The 15846-nt window shown below is 65.0% G+C and carries 14 protein-coding genes and 1 pseudogene; 1 reads left to right on the plus strand and 14 read right to left on the minus strand.

Translation table 11 applies throughout. From position 1 onward, the window contains the following. The 4 genes from OIK44_RS24535 to ndk all read right to left on the minus strand — a co-directional run. The coding region (locus OIK44_RS24535; RefSeq protein WP_273674742.1) for a helix-turn-helix domain-containing protein at positions 1-687 on the minus strand (687 nt) is incomplete at its 3' end. Between the two features lie 13 nt (positions 688-700). Beyond that, complete coding sequence (gene pilW / locus OIK44_RS24540; protein WP_273674744.1) at positions 701-1522, minus strand: type IV pilus biogenesis/stability protein PilW; 822 nt, start codon at positions 1520-1522, stop codon at positions 701-703. Continuing rightward, positions 1522-2694 carry a dual-specificity RNA methyltransferase RlmN gene (gene rlmN / locus OIK44_RS24545; RefSeq protein WP_273674745.1) on the minus strand — a complete coding sequence of 391 codons (1173 nt, stop codon included), beginning with the start codon at positions 2692-2694 and terminating at the stop codon, positions 1522-1524. Before rlmN ends, pilW begins: the two co-directional genes overlap by 1 nt. A gap of 85 nt (positions 2695-2779) precedes the next feature. Continuing rightward, positions 2780-3196, minus strand: coding sequence for a nucleoside-diphosphate kinase (gene ndk / locus OIK44_RS24550; protein WP_273674747.1), 417 nt, complete (start codon positions 3194-3196; stop codon positions 2780-2782). 230 nt (positions 3197-3426) lie between these two features. On the opposite strand from ndk, the gene OIK44_RS24555 reads away from it, so the two are divergent. Continuing rightward, on the plus strand, positions 3427-4113 hold the full coding sequence (locus OIK44_RS24555; RefSeq protein WP_273674749.1) for a Bax inhibitor-1/YccA family protein: 687 nt from the start codon (positions 3427-3429) through the stop codon (positions 4111-4113). Positions 4114-4182: 69 nt separating this feature from the next. Here the strand turns inward: OIK44_RS24555 and OIK44_RS24560 are convergent, their stop codons facing one another. The 10 genes and pseudogenes from OIK44_RS24560 to OIK44_RS24600 form a co-directional block, all read right to left on the minus strand. Further along, positions 4183-5214: a cupin-like domain-containing protein gene (locus OIK44_RS24560; protein ID WP_273674751.1), complete on the minus strand. Its 1032-nt coding sequence runs from the start codon at positions 5212-5214 to the stop codon at positions 4183-4185. Between the two features lie 75 nt (positions 5215-5289). Continuing rightward, the gene (locus OIK44_RS24565; protein WP_273674753.1) at positions 5290-6546 is read right to left on the minus strand and encodes a glycoside hydrolase family 18 protein; all 1257 of its coding nucleotides are present in this window, start codon (positions 6544-6546) and stop codon (positions 5290-5292) included. 207 nt (positions 6547-6753) lie between these two features. Next, positions 6754-6987, minus strand: a pseudogene (locus OIK44_RS25660) (carbohydrate-binding protein); the annotation flags it as partial. A gap of 498 nt (positions 6988-7485) precedes the next feature. Beyond that, positions 7486-8826 carry a 23S rRNA (uracil(1939)-C(5))-methyltransferase RlmD gene (gene rlmD / locus OIK44_RS24570; protein WP_273674755.1) on the minus strand — a complete coding sequence of 447 codons (1341 nt, stop codon included), beginning with the start codon at positions 8824-8826 and terminating at the stop codon, positions 7486-7488. Between the two features lie 166 nt (positions 8827-8992). Next, positions 8993-10018 (minus strand): RNA polymerase sigma factor RpoS, encoded by a 1026-nt coding sequence (rpoS, locus tag OIK44_RS24575; RefSeq protein ID WP_273674757.1) that lies wholly within the window; start codon positions 10016-10018, stop codon positions 8993-8995. 8 nt (positions 10019-10026) lie between these two features. Then, the gene (locus tag OIK44_RS24580) at positions 10027-10956 is read right to left on the minus strand and encodes a peptidoglycan DD-metalloendopeptidase family protein (protein ID WP_273674804.1); all 930 of its coding nucleotides are present in this window, start codon (positions 10954-10956) and stop codon (positions 10027-10029) included. Between the two features lie 51 nt (positions 10957-11007). Further along, complete coding sequence (locus OIK44_RS24585; protein WP_273674759.1) at positions 11008-11889, minus strand: protein-L-isoaspartate(D-aspartate) O-methyltransferase; 882 nt, start codon at positions 11887-11889, stop codon at positions 11008-11010. Then, the gene (gene surE / locus OIK44_RS24590) at positions 11886-12623 is read right to left on the minus strand and encodes a 5'/3'-nucleotidase SurE (RefSeq protein WP_273674760.1); all 738 of its coding nucleotides are present in this window, start codon (positions 12621-12623) and stop codon (positions 11886-11888) included. The genes OIK44_RS24585 and surE overlap by 4 nt, the downstream gene beginning before the upstream one ends. Before the next feature lie 81 nt (positions 12624-12704). Beyond that, positions 12705-15080 (minus strand): tetratricopeptide repeat protein, encoded by a 2376-nt coding sequence (locus tag OIK44_RS24595; RefSeq protein ID WP_273674761.1) that lies wholly within the window; start codon positions 15078-15080, stop codon positions 12705-12707. 9 nt (positions 15081-15089) lie between these two features. After that, positions 15090-15695, minus strand: coding sequence for a toll/interleukin-1 receptor domain-containing protein (locus OIK44_RS24600; RefSeq protein ID WP_273674762.1), 606 nt, complete (start codon positions 15693-15695; stop codon positions 15090-15092). Between the last annotated feature and the right edge of the window lie 151 nt (positions 15696-15846).

The following is a 15846-nucleotide window of genomic DNA, read 5'->3' on the forward strand; positions in this document are numbered from 1 at the left end:
GGCCGGGGCCGGGGCCGGCGCGATGGCGGGCGGCGCCGCCTCGGCGGGCGCCGGCGCGGCCGGTGCGGCGGCGCCCGCCGCTGCCGGCACGGAAATGAGCGGCACCGAAGGCGATTGCAGCGGCGCCAGTTCCTGGCCCGGCTTGATCAGCGTGGTTTCGACCGAGGCCACGGCGGCGGACGCGGCCGGCGCGCTGGCGGCGGCCGGCGCGGCTTCCTTGTCGGCGGCGGCGAACATGGCCGGCGACACATAGCCGAGCTTGTAGGCGACCAGCGCGGCGGCGACGGCCGCGACGACGGCCGCGACGATCCACACGGCCGGCTTGGTCGAGGAGCGCTGCGTCAGCGACGGAAAGCGCGCCTCGGAGAACGAGGCGGAAATTTCCCGCCGCGGCGGCGCCGCTTCGGCGCTCGGCTCGGGATTGACCTCAATCATCGCCACCAGCGGCGCGGCGTCCAGCTTGACCACCTTCGCGTAGGCGCGCACGAAGCCGCGCACCACGGCCAGGTTCGGCAAGGCGGCGAAATCGCCCTCTTCCAGCGCGCTGACCTGGCGCGGTGCCAGCTTCAGCAGGTCGGCGACGTTTTCCACGCTCCAGCCCATCGCTTCGCGCTGCGCCTTCAATTGTGCTCCGGGCGCCTCCAGGTTGCCCTGGGACTGCGGCTGTTGTGCCCACTCTGAATTCATTGGTATCCCTGTCTCACTCATCAAACGCCCCACGTTGATAAGCAGCATATTCGGGCGAGGCGGAATGATGGCGGCGCAACTGCGTCACCATGCTGGCTTCCGCGCCCGCATCACCGAGATGATGCTGCACCTTGATCCCGAGCCACAGCACGTCGGCCGTCAGACTCTCTAATTTCGCCAGCTTCGTCAGCCGGGCAATGAACAATCCGGCGCGCGCGTAGTCGCGCCGTTCGTAATAGACCCGCGCCAGGTTGGCGTTGGTCGCCGGCGCATCCGGCGTGGCCTTCAGGGCCAGCAGCAGATAGCGCTCGGCGCCGGCGTTGTCGCGGCTCTTCAGGCTGCACGCGCCGGCGTTGTTGTAAGCCTGGCCCGGCGTCGCATAGGCCGGATTGCGCAGCGCCGCGTCGAAGTGCGCGAAAGCCTCGGCGGCGCGGCCGTTCTGGCACAGGAAATAGCCGTAATTATTGCTCAGGTCAGCCTGCTGCGGCGCCAGTTTCAACGCCCGCAGGAAATTATCCTCGGCCAGGCCGGTCTGGCCCATGCCCATGTAGATGAGGGCGCGCACGCCGTAGGCGTCGGCCAGGTCCGGCTCGGCCTGTAGGGCCTGCTTGATTTCGTCGAGGGCCACTTCCAGCTGGCCCTGCTCGTAATAGCCGACCGCCAGTTGCAGGCGGATCGCCGCGCGCTTTTGCGCCGCCGACTGGTCCGACGCGGTCGCCAGCTCGGCCTTGCCGCTCTGGCCCGCCCCCACCGCGCCCGCCGCACAGCCGCCCAGCAGCCAGGCCAGGCAGCAGCCGGCCAGCGCCAGTGAGCAACGGTGAGCGAGGCGCCGCATCAGGAACGGATCTCCACGATCTTGCCGAAGTTGGCGCCGAATTTTTCCTGGTACTCGGCCATTTTCTCCATGCGCTCCTGCACCCGCGTGCGGTCCTTGACCTCACCGGCCAGCTGGCCGCAGGCGGCGTCGATGTCGTCGCCGCGGGTCTTGCGCACCGTCGTGACGATGCCGGCGTCCATCAGGATCTGCGCGAACGCCTTGATGCGCGGATTTTTCGAGCGGAACAGGCCCGATTCCGCGAATGGATTGAAGGGAATCAGGTTGAACTTGCAGGACACGCCGAATTGGCGGTCTTGCACCAGCGCCACCAGTTCGCGGGCGTGCTCGTCGCTGTCGTTGACGTTGTCGAGCATGCAATACTCGAATGTGATGAAGTCGCGCGGCGCGAACTCCAGGTAGCGCCGGCAGGCGGCCATCAGCTCGGCCAGCGGATATTTTTTGTTCAGCGGAATCAGACTGTCGCGCAGCTTGTCGTTCGAGGCGTGCAGCGACACGGCCAGCGCCACCGGCACTTCCTGCGACAGCTTGTCCATCATCGGCACCACGCCCGAGGTCGACAGGGTCACGCGGCGGCGCGACAGGCCGTAGGCGTTATCGTCGAGCATCAGCTTGAGCGCCGTGACGGTGGGCTCGAAGTTCAGCAGGGGCTCGCCCATGCCCATCATCACCACGTTGGTGATCTGCCGCTCGCCCTTCGGACCCGGCTCGATGCCCTTGGTCCGGCGCAGCTCAAACTCGGCCATCCACAACTGGCCGATGATCTCGCCGACGCTCAGGTTGCGGTTGAAGCCCTGCTTGCCGGTCGAGCAGAAACGGCAATTGACGGCGCAGCCGGCCTGGGTCGAAATGCACAGCGTGCCGCGGTTTTCCTCCGGAATGAACACGGTTTCCACGGCGTTGCCCTGGCCCACGTCGACGAGCCACTTGCGCGTGCCGTCGGACGAGGTGTGGTCGCTGATGATGGCCGGCGCGCGCACTTCGGCGCGGGTGGCCAGCTTGTCGCGCAGCGACTTGGCCAGGTCGGTCATGGCGTCGAACTCGCTGGCGCCGAATTGGTGTATCCAGCGCTGCAACTGTTTGGCGCGGAACGGTTTCTCTCCCAACTCGGCGCAGTAGGCGATGAGTTGCGCGGGATCGAGGTCCAGCAAGTTGGTGAGGGCAGCGTTCATAATCTTTTTCAAAACAATTCTAAAAATCCGTTTCCGCGCGCGCGGCGCGGCGGAAACGGGGTACTTCAGTCAAACCGGGTGCAACTTAGGCTGCGAAGCCTGGGAAGAAGTAAGCGATTTCCACTTTAGCGGCGTCGACGGCGTCGGAACCGTGCACGGCGTTGGCATCGATCGATTCAGCGAAATCGGCGCGGATCGTGCCTTTTTCTGCTTTCTTCGGATCGGTTGCGCCCATCAGGTCGCGGTGGGCCAGAACGGCGTTTTCGCCTTCCAGGGCCTGGATCATGACAGGGCCGGAAACCATGAAGTCAACCAGGTCCTTGAAGAAGCCGCGCTCTTTGTGCGCTGCGTAGAAGCCTTCAGCTTCTTCGCGCGACAGCTGGGTCATGCGGGCGGCGACGATCTTCAGGCCAGCGCCTTCGAAGCGGCTGTAGATTTGACCGATCACGTTTTTAGCGACTGCGTCTGGTTTGATGATCGACAGGGTGCGTTCGATTGCCATTTGTGAAAACTCCAATAAAAAGAAAGGTTTAAAACAAGAAATTGATAACTCAATCAACCTTTGATTTTACCATACAACACCCCCACCAACCGATAAACAGCCGCATTCGCAGGCCGCAAGGGGGCCAAAAACCGGGTTTAATTGATTCTTAAGCTAGATTTTTTGTGAAAAGCGGCGAGCGTGCTATGCTTGGAGCATGCAGTAAACTGATCCAATGACTCGGAGGCATTATGAACCAAAATATCCAACGCACCTACGACCTAAGCGGCGGCATGCAGCAAGTGCGCCATCGCGTACTGCGCAACACCTACTGGCTGCTGGCGCTGTCGATGATTCCGACCGTGCTGGGCGCCTTCATCGGCGTGCAGATGCACCTGCCTATGCTGCGCGGCGGCATGGGCATGATTCTGTTCATGGCGGTGGCATTCGGCTTCATCTACGCGATTGAAAAAACCAAGAACTCCGGCCTGGGCGTGGCGGTGCTGCTGGGCTTCACCTTCTTCATGGGCCTGATGCTGACCCCCATCCTGACGCGCACGCTGGGTTACGCGAACGGCGGCATGCTGATCATGACCGCGTTCGGCGGCACGGCGACGATCCTGGCCGTGATGGCTTCGATCGCCACCGTCTCCAAGCGCGATTTCTCGCAGATGGGCAAATGGCTGTTCGCCGGCGTCATCGTGCTGTTGCTGGCCTCCGTCGCCAACATCTTCCTGGGCATGTCGGCGCTGTCGATCGTGATCTCGGTGATGGCAATCGGCATCTTCTCGGCCTACATCCTGTACGACGTGCAGCAGATCATCAACGGCGGCGAAACGAACTACATTTCCGCCACGCTGAGCATCTACCTCGACGTCTACAACATCTTCACCAGCCTGCTTTCGCTGCTGGGCATCGGCGGCGGCAGCCGCGACTAAGCGCCCTGCCCCTCCCAAAAAAGCCGACCCCGTCGGCTTTTTTTTCGCCCACAGAATCGGGGCGCCCCGTCAAAAATCGTGCTTGCTTGGGTAATTGCTGTAGAAGTCGTTGTCCCAACGAAAGTTCGTGAAGGCGACCGTCGCCGACACGTCCAGGCCCTCGACGAAATGCCAGCACCCCACGGGCAGGAAGAGGATTTCGCCCGGCTCCAGCACGCACTCCAGCACTTGCACGTCGGCCGCCAGCGGAAAGCGCTGCAAGTCGATATTGCGCCCGTCCAGCGGGGTGAAGCAGTGGCGCTGGTTGTACATCCGACTCACTTCGCAGGCCGGGATGATGCGCAGGCGTTTGCGCCCGAGCACCTGGGCCATGAAGTTGTTGGTCAGGTCATGGTGGAAGGGCGTGACGGTGCCGGCCGGCCCGAGCCAGAAGAAGCCGCGCGGCTGCGCCTCCCGCTTCAGATACTCCGGCAGTTGCCCGATGTCATCCCACAGCTCCGTCAGCGCCTGCCGGTTCAGCGAGTCGTTATTGGCCGTCATGTAAAAATCGTTGGTGTGGCCGGCTTGGCGCACCAGGTCGACGTAGTCGCCGAAAGCCATCTTGCGCTTGTGGGCGATGCTGTTCATTTCATAGTCCTGGTCGGCGTCGCGGCCGAACTGCACCTCGACTTCGCGGCCGGCATAGCCTTCCTTGAAATAGTCGAGATTCCATTTCGCCATCGCCGGCCAGTCGTCCATCATGCCGGTGATGATGACCGGCTCGTTGCGGCGGTAATAGTCGGACAGGAATTGCTCGGTCGACAGGCGGTGGCGGCGCTCGATCCGCGGCTCGCCCAGACGGTTCAGCTTGCGATAGATGTCGATCACCCAGTCGCGCTTGGCCAGCCGGCTCTTCAGCCGCACGGCGCCCTCGATATAGGGGCTGCGCAGCGCCTGCTCAATCTCGGCGAGGGCGTCGCCCTCGGCGATGCCGGCCTGCAGTAAAACAGGCATCAGGCCGGCCGGATGGCTGCCCAGTATCAGATTCTCGGCGATCCAGCGTCGCCATTCATGGCTCAACTCATTTGGCGGCGCACTTGGCGCCGCGCGCAGACGGTACATATTGTCTCCTCCTCGACATTGAAAAAGCGGCGGGCATGATCGCCATGCCCGCCGCCCTCACCTGGCGTTCAATGCTTAATGCACCTTCCAGACCTCGGTGGCCAGGGCGCCGTTGGCGTCACCGTCCAGCTCCCACGAGAAGGCGCCGCGCAAGCCCTGGTCTTTGACGTACTGGACCTTGGTGGCGATGACGGTGGCGTCGTCGTAACTCCACCACTGGCCGCCCGCGCCGGTGTACAGGTACAGTTGCTTGGTCACCGGGTGATAGTAGCGCGTCCCGGTCTTGTTCACCAGCACCTTGTAGTCCTCGAAGCCGACTTCATAGGTGCCGGCAGCGCCGGCGGTGCCGGTCTGGTACAAGCCGTCGCCGTTCGGGCCGGGCGGCACGCCGGTCCAGCCACGGCCGTAGAACGGTATACCCAGCAGCAACTTATTGCGCGGCACGCCGGCGTTGATCATGTACTGGATCGCCCGGTCGGCGACGTACTCACGCGCCACGCCCACCGAGATGTCGGCCGGATCGGCGTACAGATGCGCGTTGAAGTTCGTCGTCTTGTCCCACGCACCATGGAAGTCGTAGGTCATGAGGTTGATCCAATCCATGTACTGCGAGTACAAGGCCGGCTCGGTGTTGTCGATCTTGTCCTTGCCGGCACCGACGGCGGCCGTCAACAGGTAGCGCTTGTTCTCCGCCGCCCCCAGTGCATCGAGCTGCGCGCGGAATTCGGCCATCAACAAGGTGAAGTTGTGCTTGTCGGCCGGATTGACGGTGTTGTACGGCTGGCCGCCGCCGACCGGGTACTCCCAGTCGACATCGATACCGTCGAAGATGCCCTTGGCCACGCCCGCGCCGCCACGTCCGCCCTGCACCGGCAAATTCCCCTTCAGGTAGATATTGATGCAGGAACTTACCATTTGCTTGCGCAGGGCGTCCGTTGCCGAACCCGCCGAGAAATTCTTCGACCAGCTCCAGCCGCCCAGGGAAATGATGATTTTCAGTTTAGGATGCAGCGCCTTCAGTTTTTTCAACTGCAGGAAGTTGCCCGACAGTGGAGCATCCCACGGAATGGCCTGGCCGTCGACGGTGCGCTTCGGCGTGCGGATGTAATCGGCCTCGGCGTCGCCGCCTGTGCCCGCATCCGGCGAATTCGGATTGCTCGCGCCCGTCTCGGTCTTGGTGATCATGCCGCATTCATAGCCGCCGTTTTTCGCGTAGATATTGCCGAAGGCGTAGTTGATGAAGGTCAGCTTGTCGGCCACGCCGCTGCTGTGGACGTTGGCCACTTCATAGTCGCGCCCATACACGCCCCACTGCGCGAAATAGGAACCCACTTCCCTGCCGGCTGGCGTTGGCGTTGGCGTTGGCGTCGGGGTCGGGGTCGGCGTTGGCGTTGGCGTCGGGGTCGGCGTTGGCGTCGGGGTTGGAGTTGGCGTCGGGGTCGGCGTCGGGGTTGGTGTCGGTGTCGGTGTCGGGGTTGGTGTCGGCGTCGGGGTTGGCGTCGGCGTGTCGCAGGTGCCGCCGGCACCCCACAGGCTAGGCGCCGCCACCGGATTCCAACCCGCACCGAGATGATCCGTTTGCGTTACCAAGGCCGTGTAATTCGAACCGAGGTAACTGACCACGGTGCCGGCAGTGTAGGTTCCACCATCCTGCCAGGGTGGGCAGGATGCCACTGTCGCCGCCAGCGTTTTCGCCTGGCTGACCGGGGCGTCCGTGCCTCCGCCACCACCGCAAGCGGCCAGAATGCCGCCGCTTGAGATGCAAAGCACCATATTCCTGATCGCATTTTTTAAGATGTGATTTTCCACTGTGTCTCCTCCATAGGTTTTGTGGAAGCCCGACTGCGCGGGTTACTTCCAAATTGAAAGTGATGTCTGTCCATTCCTTCCATAACTACGTCTTACCGAAGTCGAGCATGCTGCTGAAAAAATGGGCAGTCAAGTGGTTTTAAAGTGGCATCAAAACCTGTAATACCAGCTCAGAAACAAACGTGTTCGGAAGAAAAACTATGGATGAGAAGGCAAGAAAATCCAGCGAACATGATGCTCGCGTCACGTAAAGCTTGCAGCCTGGCTAGTTTCCGCAGGGGCAAATCGGGACAAAAACTGAAGGAGGGAGAAAGGCAGATGGCACGCAGTGGCCTGCGCGCATGAAAATCAAAAATTGACAAAAAACATACCAATTTCTTAGCGGATTTGAAGTGGTATTAGCAGGTTTTCAAGCCGCGCAGGGCGCGGGCGGCCTGCGCGGCCGCCCGGCCAAGGCCGGCCTTACGCCAACTCGAACACCGCCATCGATTCGACGTGCGAGGTGTGCGGGAACATATTGACCACGCCTGCCTGCTTGAGCACGTAGCCGGCTTCCAATACCAGGATGCCGGCGTCGCGCGCCAGCGTCGACGGACTGCACGAGACGTAGACGATACGCTTGGGCAGCATGTCGGGGCGGGCCAGGCGCAGGCCCGCCAGCGCCTGGCACAGGGCCATGGCGCCGTCGCGCGGCGGGTCAACCAGCATGCGGTCGAACTTGCCCAGGGCGATCAAGTCCTCGGTCGTGACTTCAAACAGGTTGCGGGTCGAGAACGAGGTCTTGGCCGACAGGCCGTTCGCCCGGGCGTTTTCCAAGGCACGTTCGGTCAGCGTGGTGCTGCCTTCGATGCCGACGACTTCGCTGCCCTGGGTGGCCAGCGGCAAGGTGAAGTTACCCAGGCCGCAGAACAGGTCGGCGACGCGGTCTTGCGGCTCCACGGCCAGCAGGCGCAGGGCCTTGGCCACCAGCACGCGGTTGATGTGGTGGTTGACCTGGGTAAAGTCGACGGGCTTGAACGGCATCTTGACGCCGAATTCCGGCAGCAGGTAATACAGCTCCTTGTCCAAGGGGTAGAAAGGCACGGCCGTTTCCGGCCCCTTCACCTGCAACCACCACTGCACGTCCCACTCGTCGGCGAAAGCCTTGAGCTTGACTTCGTCGTCGGCCGTCAACGGCGCCATGATGCGCAACACCATCGCCGTCGTCACTTCGCCGACGGCCAGTTCGATCTGCGGCATCTGCTCGAAAATCGACAGCGAGCCAATCAGGCCGCGCAGCGGCAGCAGCATCGCCGACACGTGCGGCGGCAAAATTTCGCAGCTGCTCATGTCGGCGACGAAGGCGGATTTCTTTTCATGGAAGCCGACCAGCACCGTGTCTTTCTTTTTCACGTGGCGCACCGACAGGCGCGCGCGGTAGCGGTAGCCCCAGGTCGGGCCGTACATCGGACGCATCACGGTATCCGGCCGCACCTTGCCGATGTGCCACAGGTTGTCTTCCAGTACGCGCTGTTTGATGGCGACCTGGGCCGACGGCTCCAAGTGTTGCATCGAGCAGCCGCCGCAGATGTCGAAATGCACGCATTTCGGCTTGACCCGCAGCGACGATTCGCGGTGCAGCTCGGTCATGCGCGCCGCTTCCCAGTTTTTCTTTTTCTTGAAGGTGACAAAGCTGACGCGCTCGCCCGGCAAGGCGCCCTCGACAAATACCACCTTGCCCGGCGTGCCGTCTTCGTTGTGCAAATGGCCGACGCCACGGGCGTCCATGTCGAGCGATTCGATTTCGATGATATTTTCTTGCATAGCGATCAATAGGTAAAAGTGGGCCGGGCGGCCCGACAGCGGCAGGGGGAGGCACGATGCCGTCGCCGCGAGCGGGGCGTATGATAGCAGATGCGGCTTTGCGGCAAGCAAAAAGCTGGCGGCCGGCCAGGGTGCGGCGGGGCGGCTGGGACGCCGTCCCGCCGCCCTACAGCAGCGAGTCGCGGACGACGCCGCGGGCCGCCATCGCGCGTTTCAGCTTGATCAGCGCTTCCTGCTGGATCTGGCGCACGCGCTCGCGGGTGACGCCCATTTCCTCGGCCAACGTTTCCAGCGTGGCCGGGTCGTCGTTGTCGAGGCCGAAACGGCGCATGATGACGATGCGCTGCTTGTCCGGCAGCTTGCTGAGCCAGTCGCGCACCAGCACCGTCATTTCGTGGTGCTCGGCGCGCGCGTCGGGGCTGGCGTCGGCGTCGCCGGGCAGCATGTCCATCAGCGAGGACTGCGGGTCGTTGTCGAGCGGCGCGTCGAGCGAGGTGGCGTGCTCGGACAGGGCCAGGATGTCCTGCACCTCCTCGACGGAGCGGCCGACCAGGTGGGCGATGTCTTCGGCGGTGGCGTCCTTGCCGTTGTGGTGCTGGGCTTCCAGGTGGTATTTGCCGCGCAGTATCTGGTTCAGCTCGCGCACCATGTGCACCGGCAGGCGCACCGTGCGCGCCTGGTTCATGATGGCCCGCTCGATGCTCTGGCGTATCCACCACGTCGCGTAGGTGGAGAAGCGGAAGCCGCGCTCGGGCTCGAACTTGTCGATCGCCCGCATCAGGCCGATGTTGCCCTCCTCTATCATGTCGAGCAGGACGACGCCGCGGTTGATGTAGTGCTTGGCGATCGAGACGACGAGGCGCAGATTGTGCTCGATCATCGTCTGGCGGGCCTCGAAATTGCCCTGCTTGGCCAGAGTCGCGTAATGCACCTCCTGCGGCGCGCTCAGCAGCGCGCGCGTGCCGATCTGGTTCAGGTAGTGCTGGGTGGTGTCGGTCGACAGCTCGGCCGCCAGCACCTTCTTCAGTTCGTCGACACTTTCGAGGACGGCGCTGCCGCCGTCCACGCTGCCGACCACGCCGTCCTCGTCCACCGCCTCGCCGGAATCGGCGACCATCTCGTCCATGGCCTCGTCCGGGAACTCCTCCGGCGCCGTATCATCTTCCAGGTGGTCGGGCGGCATGTGTGTCATTGCAGTATCTACCGGTTGGGCAGGAACTTCGAAGGATCGACCGGCTTGCCTTGCTGCCTGATTTCAAAGTGCAGCTTGACGGCGTCGGCGTCGGAATCGCCCATTTCGGCGATCATCTGGCCCTTGTTCACGCTCTGTCCCTCTTTCACAGCGATGCTGCGGTTGTGCGCGTAGGCCGACAACAAACTATTACTGTGTTTCACAATGACGAGATTACCATAACCACGGATGCCACTGCCAGCGTACATGACTTTTCCGGCGCCGGCCGCCATCACATGCTGGCCGGCGCGGCCGGCGATGTCGATGCCCTTGTTCTTGCCTTCGTCGAAAGTGGCGATGACGCGCCCTTCGGACGGCCACATCCAGCTCAGCTTCTCATCGTCGGCGCTGGCCGCCGACGCGGCGGCGGCCGCCGCCGGGGCCGCCGGCGTGCTGACGACGCGCTCCGGCCGGGCCGGCGCCGGTGCCGGCGCCGGCGCGCCGTCGGCGCGCTGCAATTCGGCCAGCGCGGCGTCGGAATAGGTGCGCTTGTCGCCGCGCGGGCCGGTCTTCTTCGGCACCGGCGGCGTCGGTGCCGGGCGGGTTTCGGCCGGCGGCATGACGACGGCCACCGTTTGCGCGCCCGAGTCGGCCGCGCCGCCCTCGGGCGGCTGCACGCGCAGCACCTGGTCGACCTTGATGTCGTTCGGATTCGACAAATTGTTCCACACGACCAGGTCGCGGTAATTCTGGCCGTATTCGAGAGCGATGCGGATCAAGGTGTCGCCCTTCTTGACCGTGTACAGCGCCGGGTCGCGCTCCTTGCTGTCGTCGATGACACCCTTGGTCGCCTCGACCGAGGTGCGGTCGACGACGGGCGCGCGGTTGGCGGTGCTGCTGCAGGCGCTCAACAGGCCCAGGGAAATAGTCAGTGCGGCGAAATGGCTTTGTTTAATCATTCTCATAATGTGGGTGAATTCTGTACATCCGGCATTGTTTCTCAGCAAGCATCACACGGTTCCTTGACGCAAGGGCACGAAATGGCAATCCTCCAGCGTTTCGCTGATCCATTCCTGTTTAGCGACGCGGGAAATCAGTTGCAGATGCTGCAAACGGGCGCCCACCGGGGCCACCAGGCGTCCGCCTATGGTGAGTTGTTCCAGCAGGGCTTGTGGCACTTCCAGACCGGCCGCGGCAAGGATGATGCCGTCGAAAGGCGCCGCCTGCGGCAGGCCTAGCATACCATCTCCGTAGTGCAAGCGTAGATTCGCCACGCGCAGGGGCCGCAAATTCGCCTTGGCCAGCTCGTGCAGGGGCTTGATGCGCTCGATCGAATACACTTCCTTGGCCAGCAGCGCCAGCACGGCCGCCTGGTAGCCGCAGCCGGTGCCGATCTCCAGCACGCGCTGCAACGCGCCGCCGTTGCGCATCAGCTCGATCATGCGCGCGACGATATACGGCTGGGAAATGGTCTGGTGGTGGCCGATCGGCAGCGAGGCGTCGATATACGCCTGCGAAGCCAGCGCCTCCTCCATGAACAGATGCCGCGGCACGGTTTCCAGCGCGCCCAGCACCAGCGCGTCCTTGACGCCCTGCTTCGCCACCCGCGCCACCATGGCGCGGCGCACGGCCTCGGACACCAGCGGGTTCTGCCGCGGCGCGGCCAGCGCGGCGGCCGGCTGGCCCCGCTCCATTGCGTAGCCGTGGGCGCGCGACGGCGACGCGCCGGGGCGCGCCTCCGGCGCCGTGTGCTGGGCCGCGCTGCGGGCGGCGTTCTGCGTCGCCGTCTGCGGCGTGGCCACCCGGGCCGGCGAAAACGCCGACGGCTTCTTCACCGATTTGTCGACCACCGACGCCAGGGACAAGGGGAAGTTGCGCTGTTTATCGCTCATGCCAGGCCTTTTGCCAATGCCGCGAGTTGGGTTTTGTGGGTCAGGTCGACCTGCAGCGGCGTAATCGACACCTGGCCCTGGGCGACGGCGTGGAAATCCGTGCCCTCGCCGGCGTCGCGGGTGGCGCCCGGCGGGCCGATCCAGAAAATCTCCCGCCCGCGCGGGTCCAGCGCCTTGATCACCGGCTCGGCCGAGTGGCGCCGCCCCAGCCGCGTGGCGGCGACGCGGCCCAGTTGCTCATAGGGCAGGTTCGGGATGTTGACGTTGAGCAGGTAGGGCTGCGCCAGCGCGTCGAAGCGGCGCTGCACGATGTCGCGGGCCACCCGCGCGGCCGCGTCGATGTGGCTCCAGCCGTAGGCGCCCTGGGAAAAGGCGATCGCCGGGATGCCGAACAGATAGCCCTCGGTGGCCGCCGCCACCGTGCCCGAATAGAGCGTGTCGTCGCCCATGTTCGGGCCGTTGTTGATGCCGGAAACGACCAGGTCGGGGCGCTCGATCAGCATGCCCGTCAGCGCCACGTGGACGCAGTCGGTCGGCGTACCGTTGACGAAATAGAAACCGTTGGCGGCGCGCTGCACCGACAGCGGCCGGTCCAGCGACAGCGAATTGGACGCCCCGGAGCGGTTGCTGTCGGGCGCCACCACGACAATGTCGGCGATGGCGGCGAGCGCGTCGGCCAGCGCGGCGATGCCGGGGGCCAGGTAGCCGTCGTCGTTACTGATAAGGATTCTCATACGGCGATTTTACCTGAAGCAACGCGCGGGCTGCGCACGGCGGAGGCCGTTTGGCGCTTTAAATTTTGCGCCGGCCGAGGCTCAGCGGTTGCCCACGCGCGCCTCCAGCGCGCCCTCCAGCGCCGTCACCTCGTCCTCCTGCAGCGCGACGAGCGCATCCTTGTCGCCCTGCAGGCGGTAGGTGCGCTTCAATACCGTCATGCCGCGCTTGCGCAGCTTGCTGGCGACGCCGGGCTTGAACAGCGGCTCGCGCAAGCGGTCGGCCAGGTCGCGCGCCTGGTGCAGTTGCGCGCTGTCGAGCAGCGCCTGGACCTGGTTGATCATGCCGGCCAGCGTGGGCGGCGCCGCGCCCTCGTCGCCGGAGCCGAGCAGCAGCGTGTCGTGCAGGCCGTGGGCGCCCAGGCTCTCGCCCTCGGCGGCGCGCTCGCCGAAGGGCGCCGCCAGGCTCTGCTGATGGGCGTCCAGCAGGCGCTCGCTGGCGCTCAGCAGCGCATCTTCGAGTTGCCGCGCAGCATGCTGGCGCTCCTGCCGCCAGTCGGCGCCCAGCGCGTCCGCCTCGCCGTAGCGGGCCAGCGCCTGCGCCAGGTTGCGCTGGCTCATCTGGGTTTCCGGGTGCTCGGGGCCGCGCGTGCGCTCGCGCGCCGCCACCAGCGTCTCGTGCAGCGCGCGCACGGCCGGCCAGTCGCCCTGCCGCGTCAGCACCTCGCCGAGCCGGTCCAGCGTCGCCAGCGTCTGCGCGTGGTCGGCGCCGAAGCGGCGCTGCTGGGCCCGGGCAACGGCGTCGAACAGGCGGCGCGCGCCGGCCAGCTCGTTTTGCCGCGCCAGCACCTGCGCCAGCGCCAGTTCGCTGGCCAGCGTGTCCGGATGCTCGGCGCCGAGCAGGCGGGCGCGCGCCGCCACCACCGTTTCGAGCAGGGTGCGGGCCTGCTCCAGGCCGCCCATCTGCGCCAGCGTGGCGGCGCGGCTGTCGAGCGCGCCCAGCGTCAGCAGGTGCTCGCGCCCGAGCAGGCGCATATACGCGGCCAGCACGCTGTCCTGCAACTCCAGCGCGGCGGCGCAGTCGCCCTGCTGGGCCAGCGTCGCCGCCAGGTTGGCCATGCCGGCCAGCGTGGCCGGGTGCTCGGCGCCGAGCTTGGCGGCGCGCGCCTCGACCACGGCCTCCTCCAGGAAGCGGGCCTCGTCCAGCTTGCCGGACTGGCGCAGCACGCGCGCCATGCCGGCCTTGCTGTCGAGCGTGTCGGCATGGTCCTCGCCGAGCAGGCGGGCGCGCATCGCCAGGCTGTCGCGGAAGCACTCGAGGGCTTGCGGATGGCGCCCCTCTTTGCTGTAGAGCTCGCCGAGGCGGGCCAGGTCGCGCGCCAGCGGCAGGGCCACCGGCCGGCCCAGCACGTCGTCGAGGGCGTGGCGGGCTTCCTCCACGGCCGCCAGCAGGTGGATTTCCTTGCTCGACTGCCAGGGGAAATAGCCGCCCGTCATCCAGAACAGGAAGGCTTCGAAGGTGCGCGTCAGCGAAAAGCGGTCGCCGCCCTGGTCGATGCGCACGGCCAGCTGCTCGCCGTAGGCAAAGGTCTTGGTTTGCTGCAACTGGACCTCGTCGAAATAACTGTCCAGGCTAAGCTGCGGCAAGCCATACGACAGGCGCAGCAGGCGCTCGAACATCGGCTGGAAGCCGGCGATGGCCTTGTGCGGGTCGCCGCGGCGCCATTGCGCGCGCTGCTCGCCGTCGCCCATCTCGATGCGCGAGGGCAGCGGATACACCAGCAGCGGGCGCTGCTCGTCCTCGTGGCTGCGGCGGTACTCGATGGCCCGCGTGACCAGCGCCTCGACGCCCTCCAGGCTCTGGCGGTTGGGCGTGAAGACCACCACGAGCTTCTTCGGCAGCAGGGTCGTGCAAATGCCGGCGCTGTCGGTGCGGCCGGTGCGCGAATCGACCAGCACATAGCGGAAGTGCCGCGCCAGGCTGTCGGCGAAGCAGCGGAACAGCGCCGGGCAGGCGTGGAACAGGCGGTCCCAGTGCATCTGCGCGAGGCGGTCGCTGTAGCTGGCGTCGAAGCGGCCGGCGCGCATCAGGTACAGGGGGCTGCCCTGGTCGACCCGCACCACATACTGCTGCCAGTCGATGGCGTCGAGCACGCGCAGGGCCAAGGCCGTGTCGCCGCCCGCATCGGGCGCGGCGGGCGCCTCCAGGCCGAAGCGTTCCAGCTGGGCGCGGCAAGCCTCGAAGAACTCCAGCACGCCCGGCCCCTCGTCGTGCTGGCCGAAATAGTGGTGCAAGCCGGGCGCCTCCATGTCCCAATCTATCATCAGGACGGGCACGGTGGCGTTCTGCCGCCGGGCCAGCAGCACGGCGATATTCGACAGGGCCATGGTGCGGCCCGTACCACCTTTGTAGGAATAAAAGGTGACGACTTCGCCGGGCGCGGTCAGCGGCGGCAGGAACAGGCGATGAAGTTCCATGGCGAACCTTTAACGTGGAAAGTGGGGGGGCGGAATGGCGCGCCATTCCGGCGGAATAGCGGGCATCACGAAGCGGCTGCAATCGTGCCCCGCTGGGGTGGCGTTTTTCAATAAATGGTAGTGGATGGCGATGCGCTCGACGATTTTTTCGATGTCGGGCAGATAGGCCGGGTTCGCCCTCAGGTCGCCGCTGGCCAGGGTATAGCCGGAAAAATCCGCGTACATGCCGGGGCCGGCGATCTGCTGCGGCAAACCGGCCGGGTGGCGCGTCATGATCACGGGGATGATCAGATGGCTGGGCAGCGCGTACCACAGCTTGCGTTCGTTTTCGATCAATTGCATCGCGGCAAATTCGCGCCGGGTATAACCGTGCGCTTCATACTTGGGAGTGTAAAGGGCCACCATGCAGACGCTTTCGCAGAGGGCGCGGGCGATGCGCTGGTCGAGGTCATCGCCGCCGCCGAGCTGCTCGCTGTCCACGAACAGGGCGTGTTCGTTATCGAGGTGGGGCTCCAGGTAACACTTGAGCGCGTCGATGAGGTCGTCCTTGAACTTGCTCATATGCGCATAGTGGCCATGCGCATAACTTAAGAAACAGCCGTAGCGGATATCCATATCATCCCCCCTGTTTCTTGCCTTCCTCATAACGCCACACTTTGAGCCACTGTAGCAAGCCCGCCTGCCGGCGCTTTGCGCGCGGACAAAGGTGCATCGGCCTCATGCGTTTCGGCGCCGCAAACGCAAAAAGCCGGGGAGCGGCCTACAT

The sequence above is a fragment of the Janthinobacterium fluminis genome (assembly GCF_028595325.1).
GTDB lineage: Bacteria > Pseudomonadota > Gammaproteobacteria > Burkholderiales > Burkholderiaceae_D > Janthinobacterium > Janthinobacterium fluminis.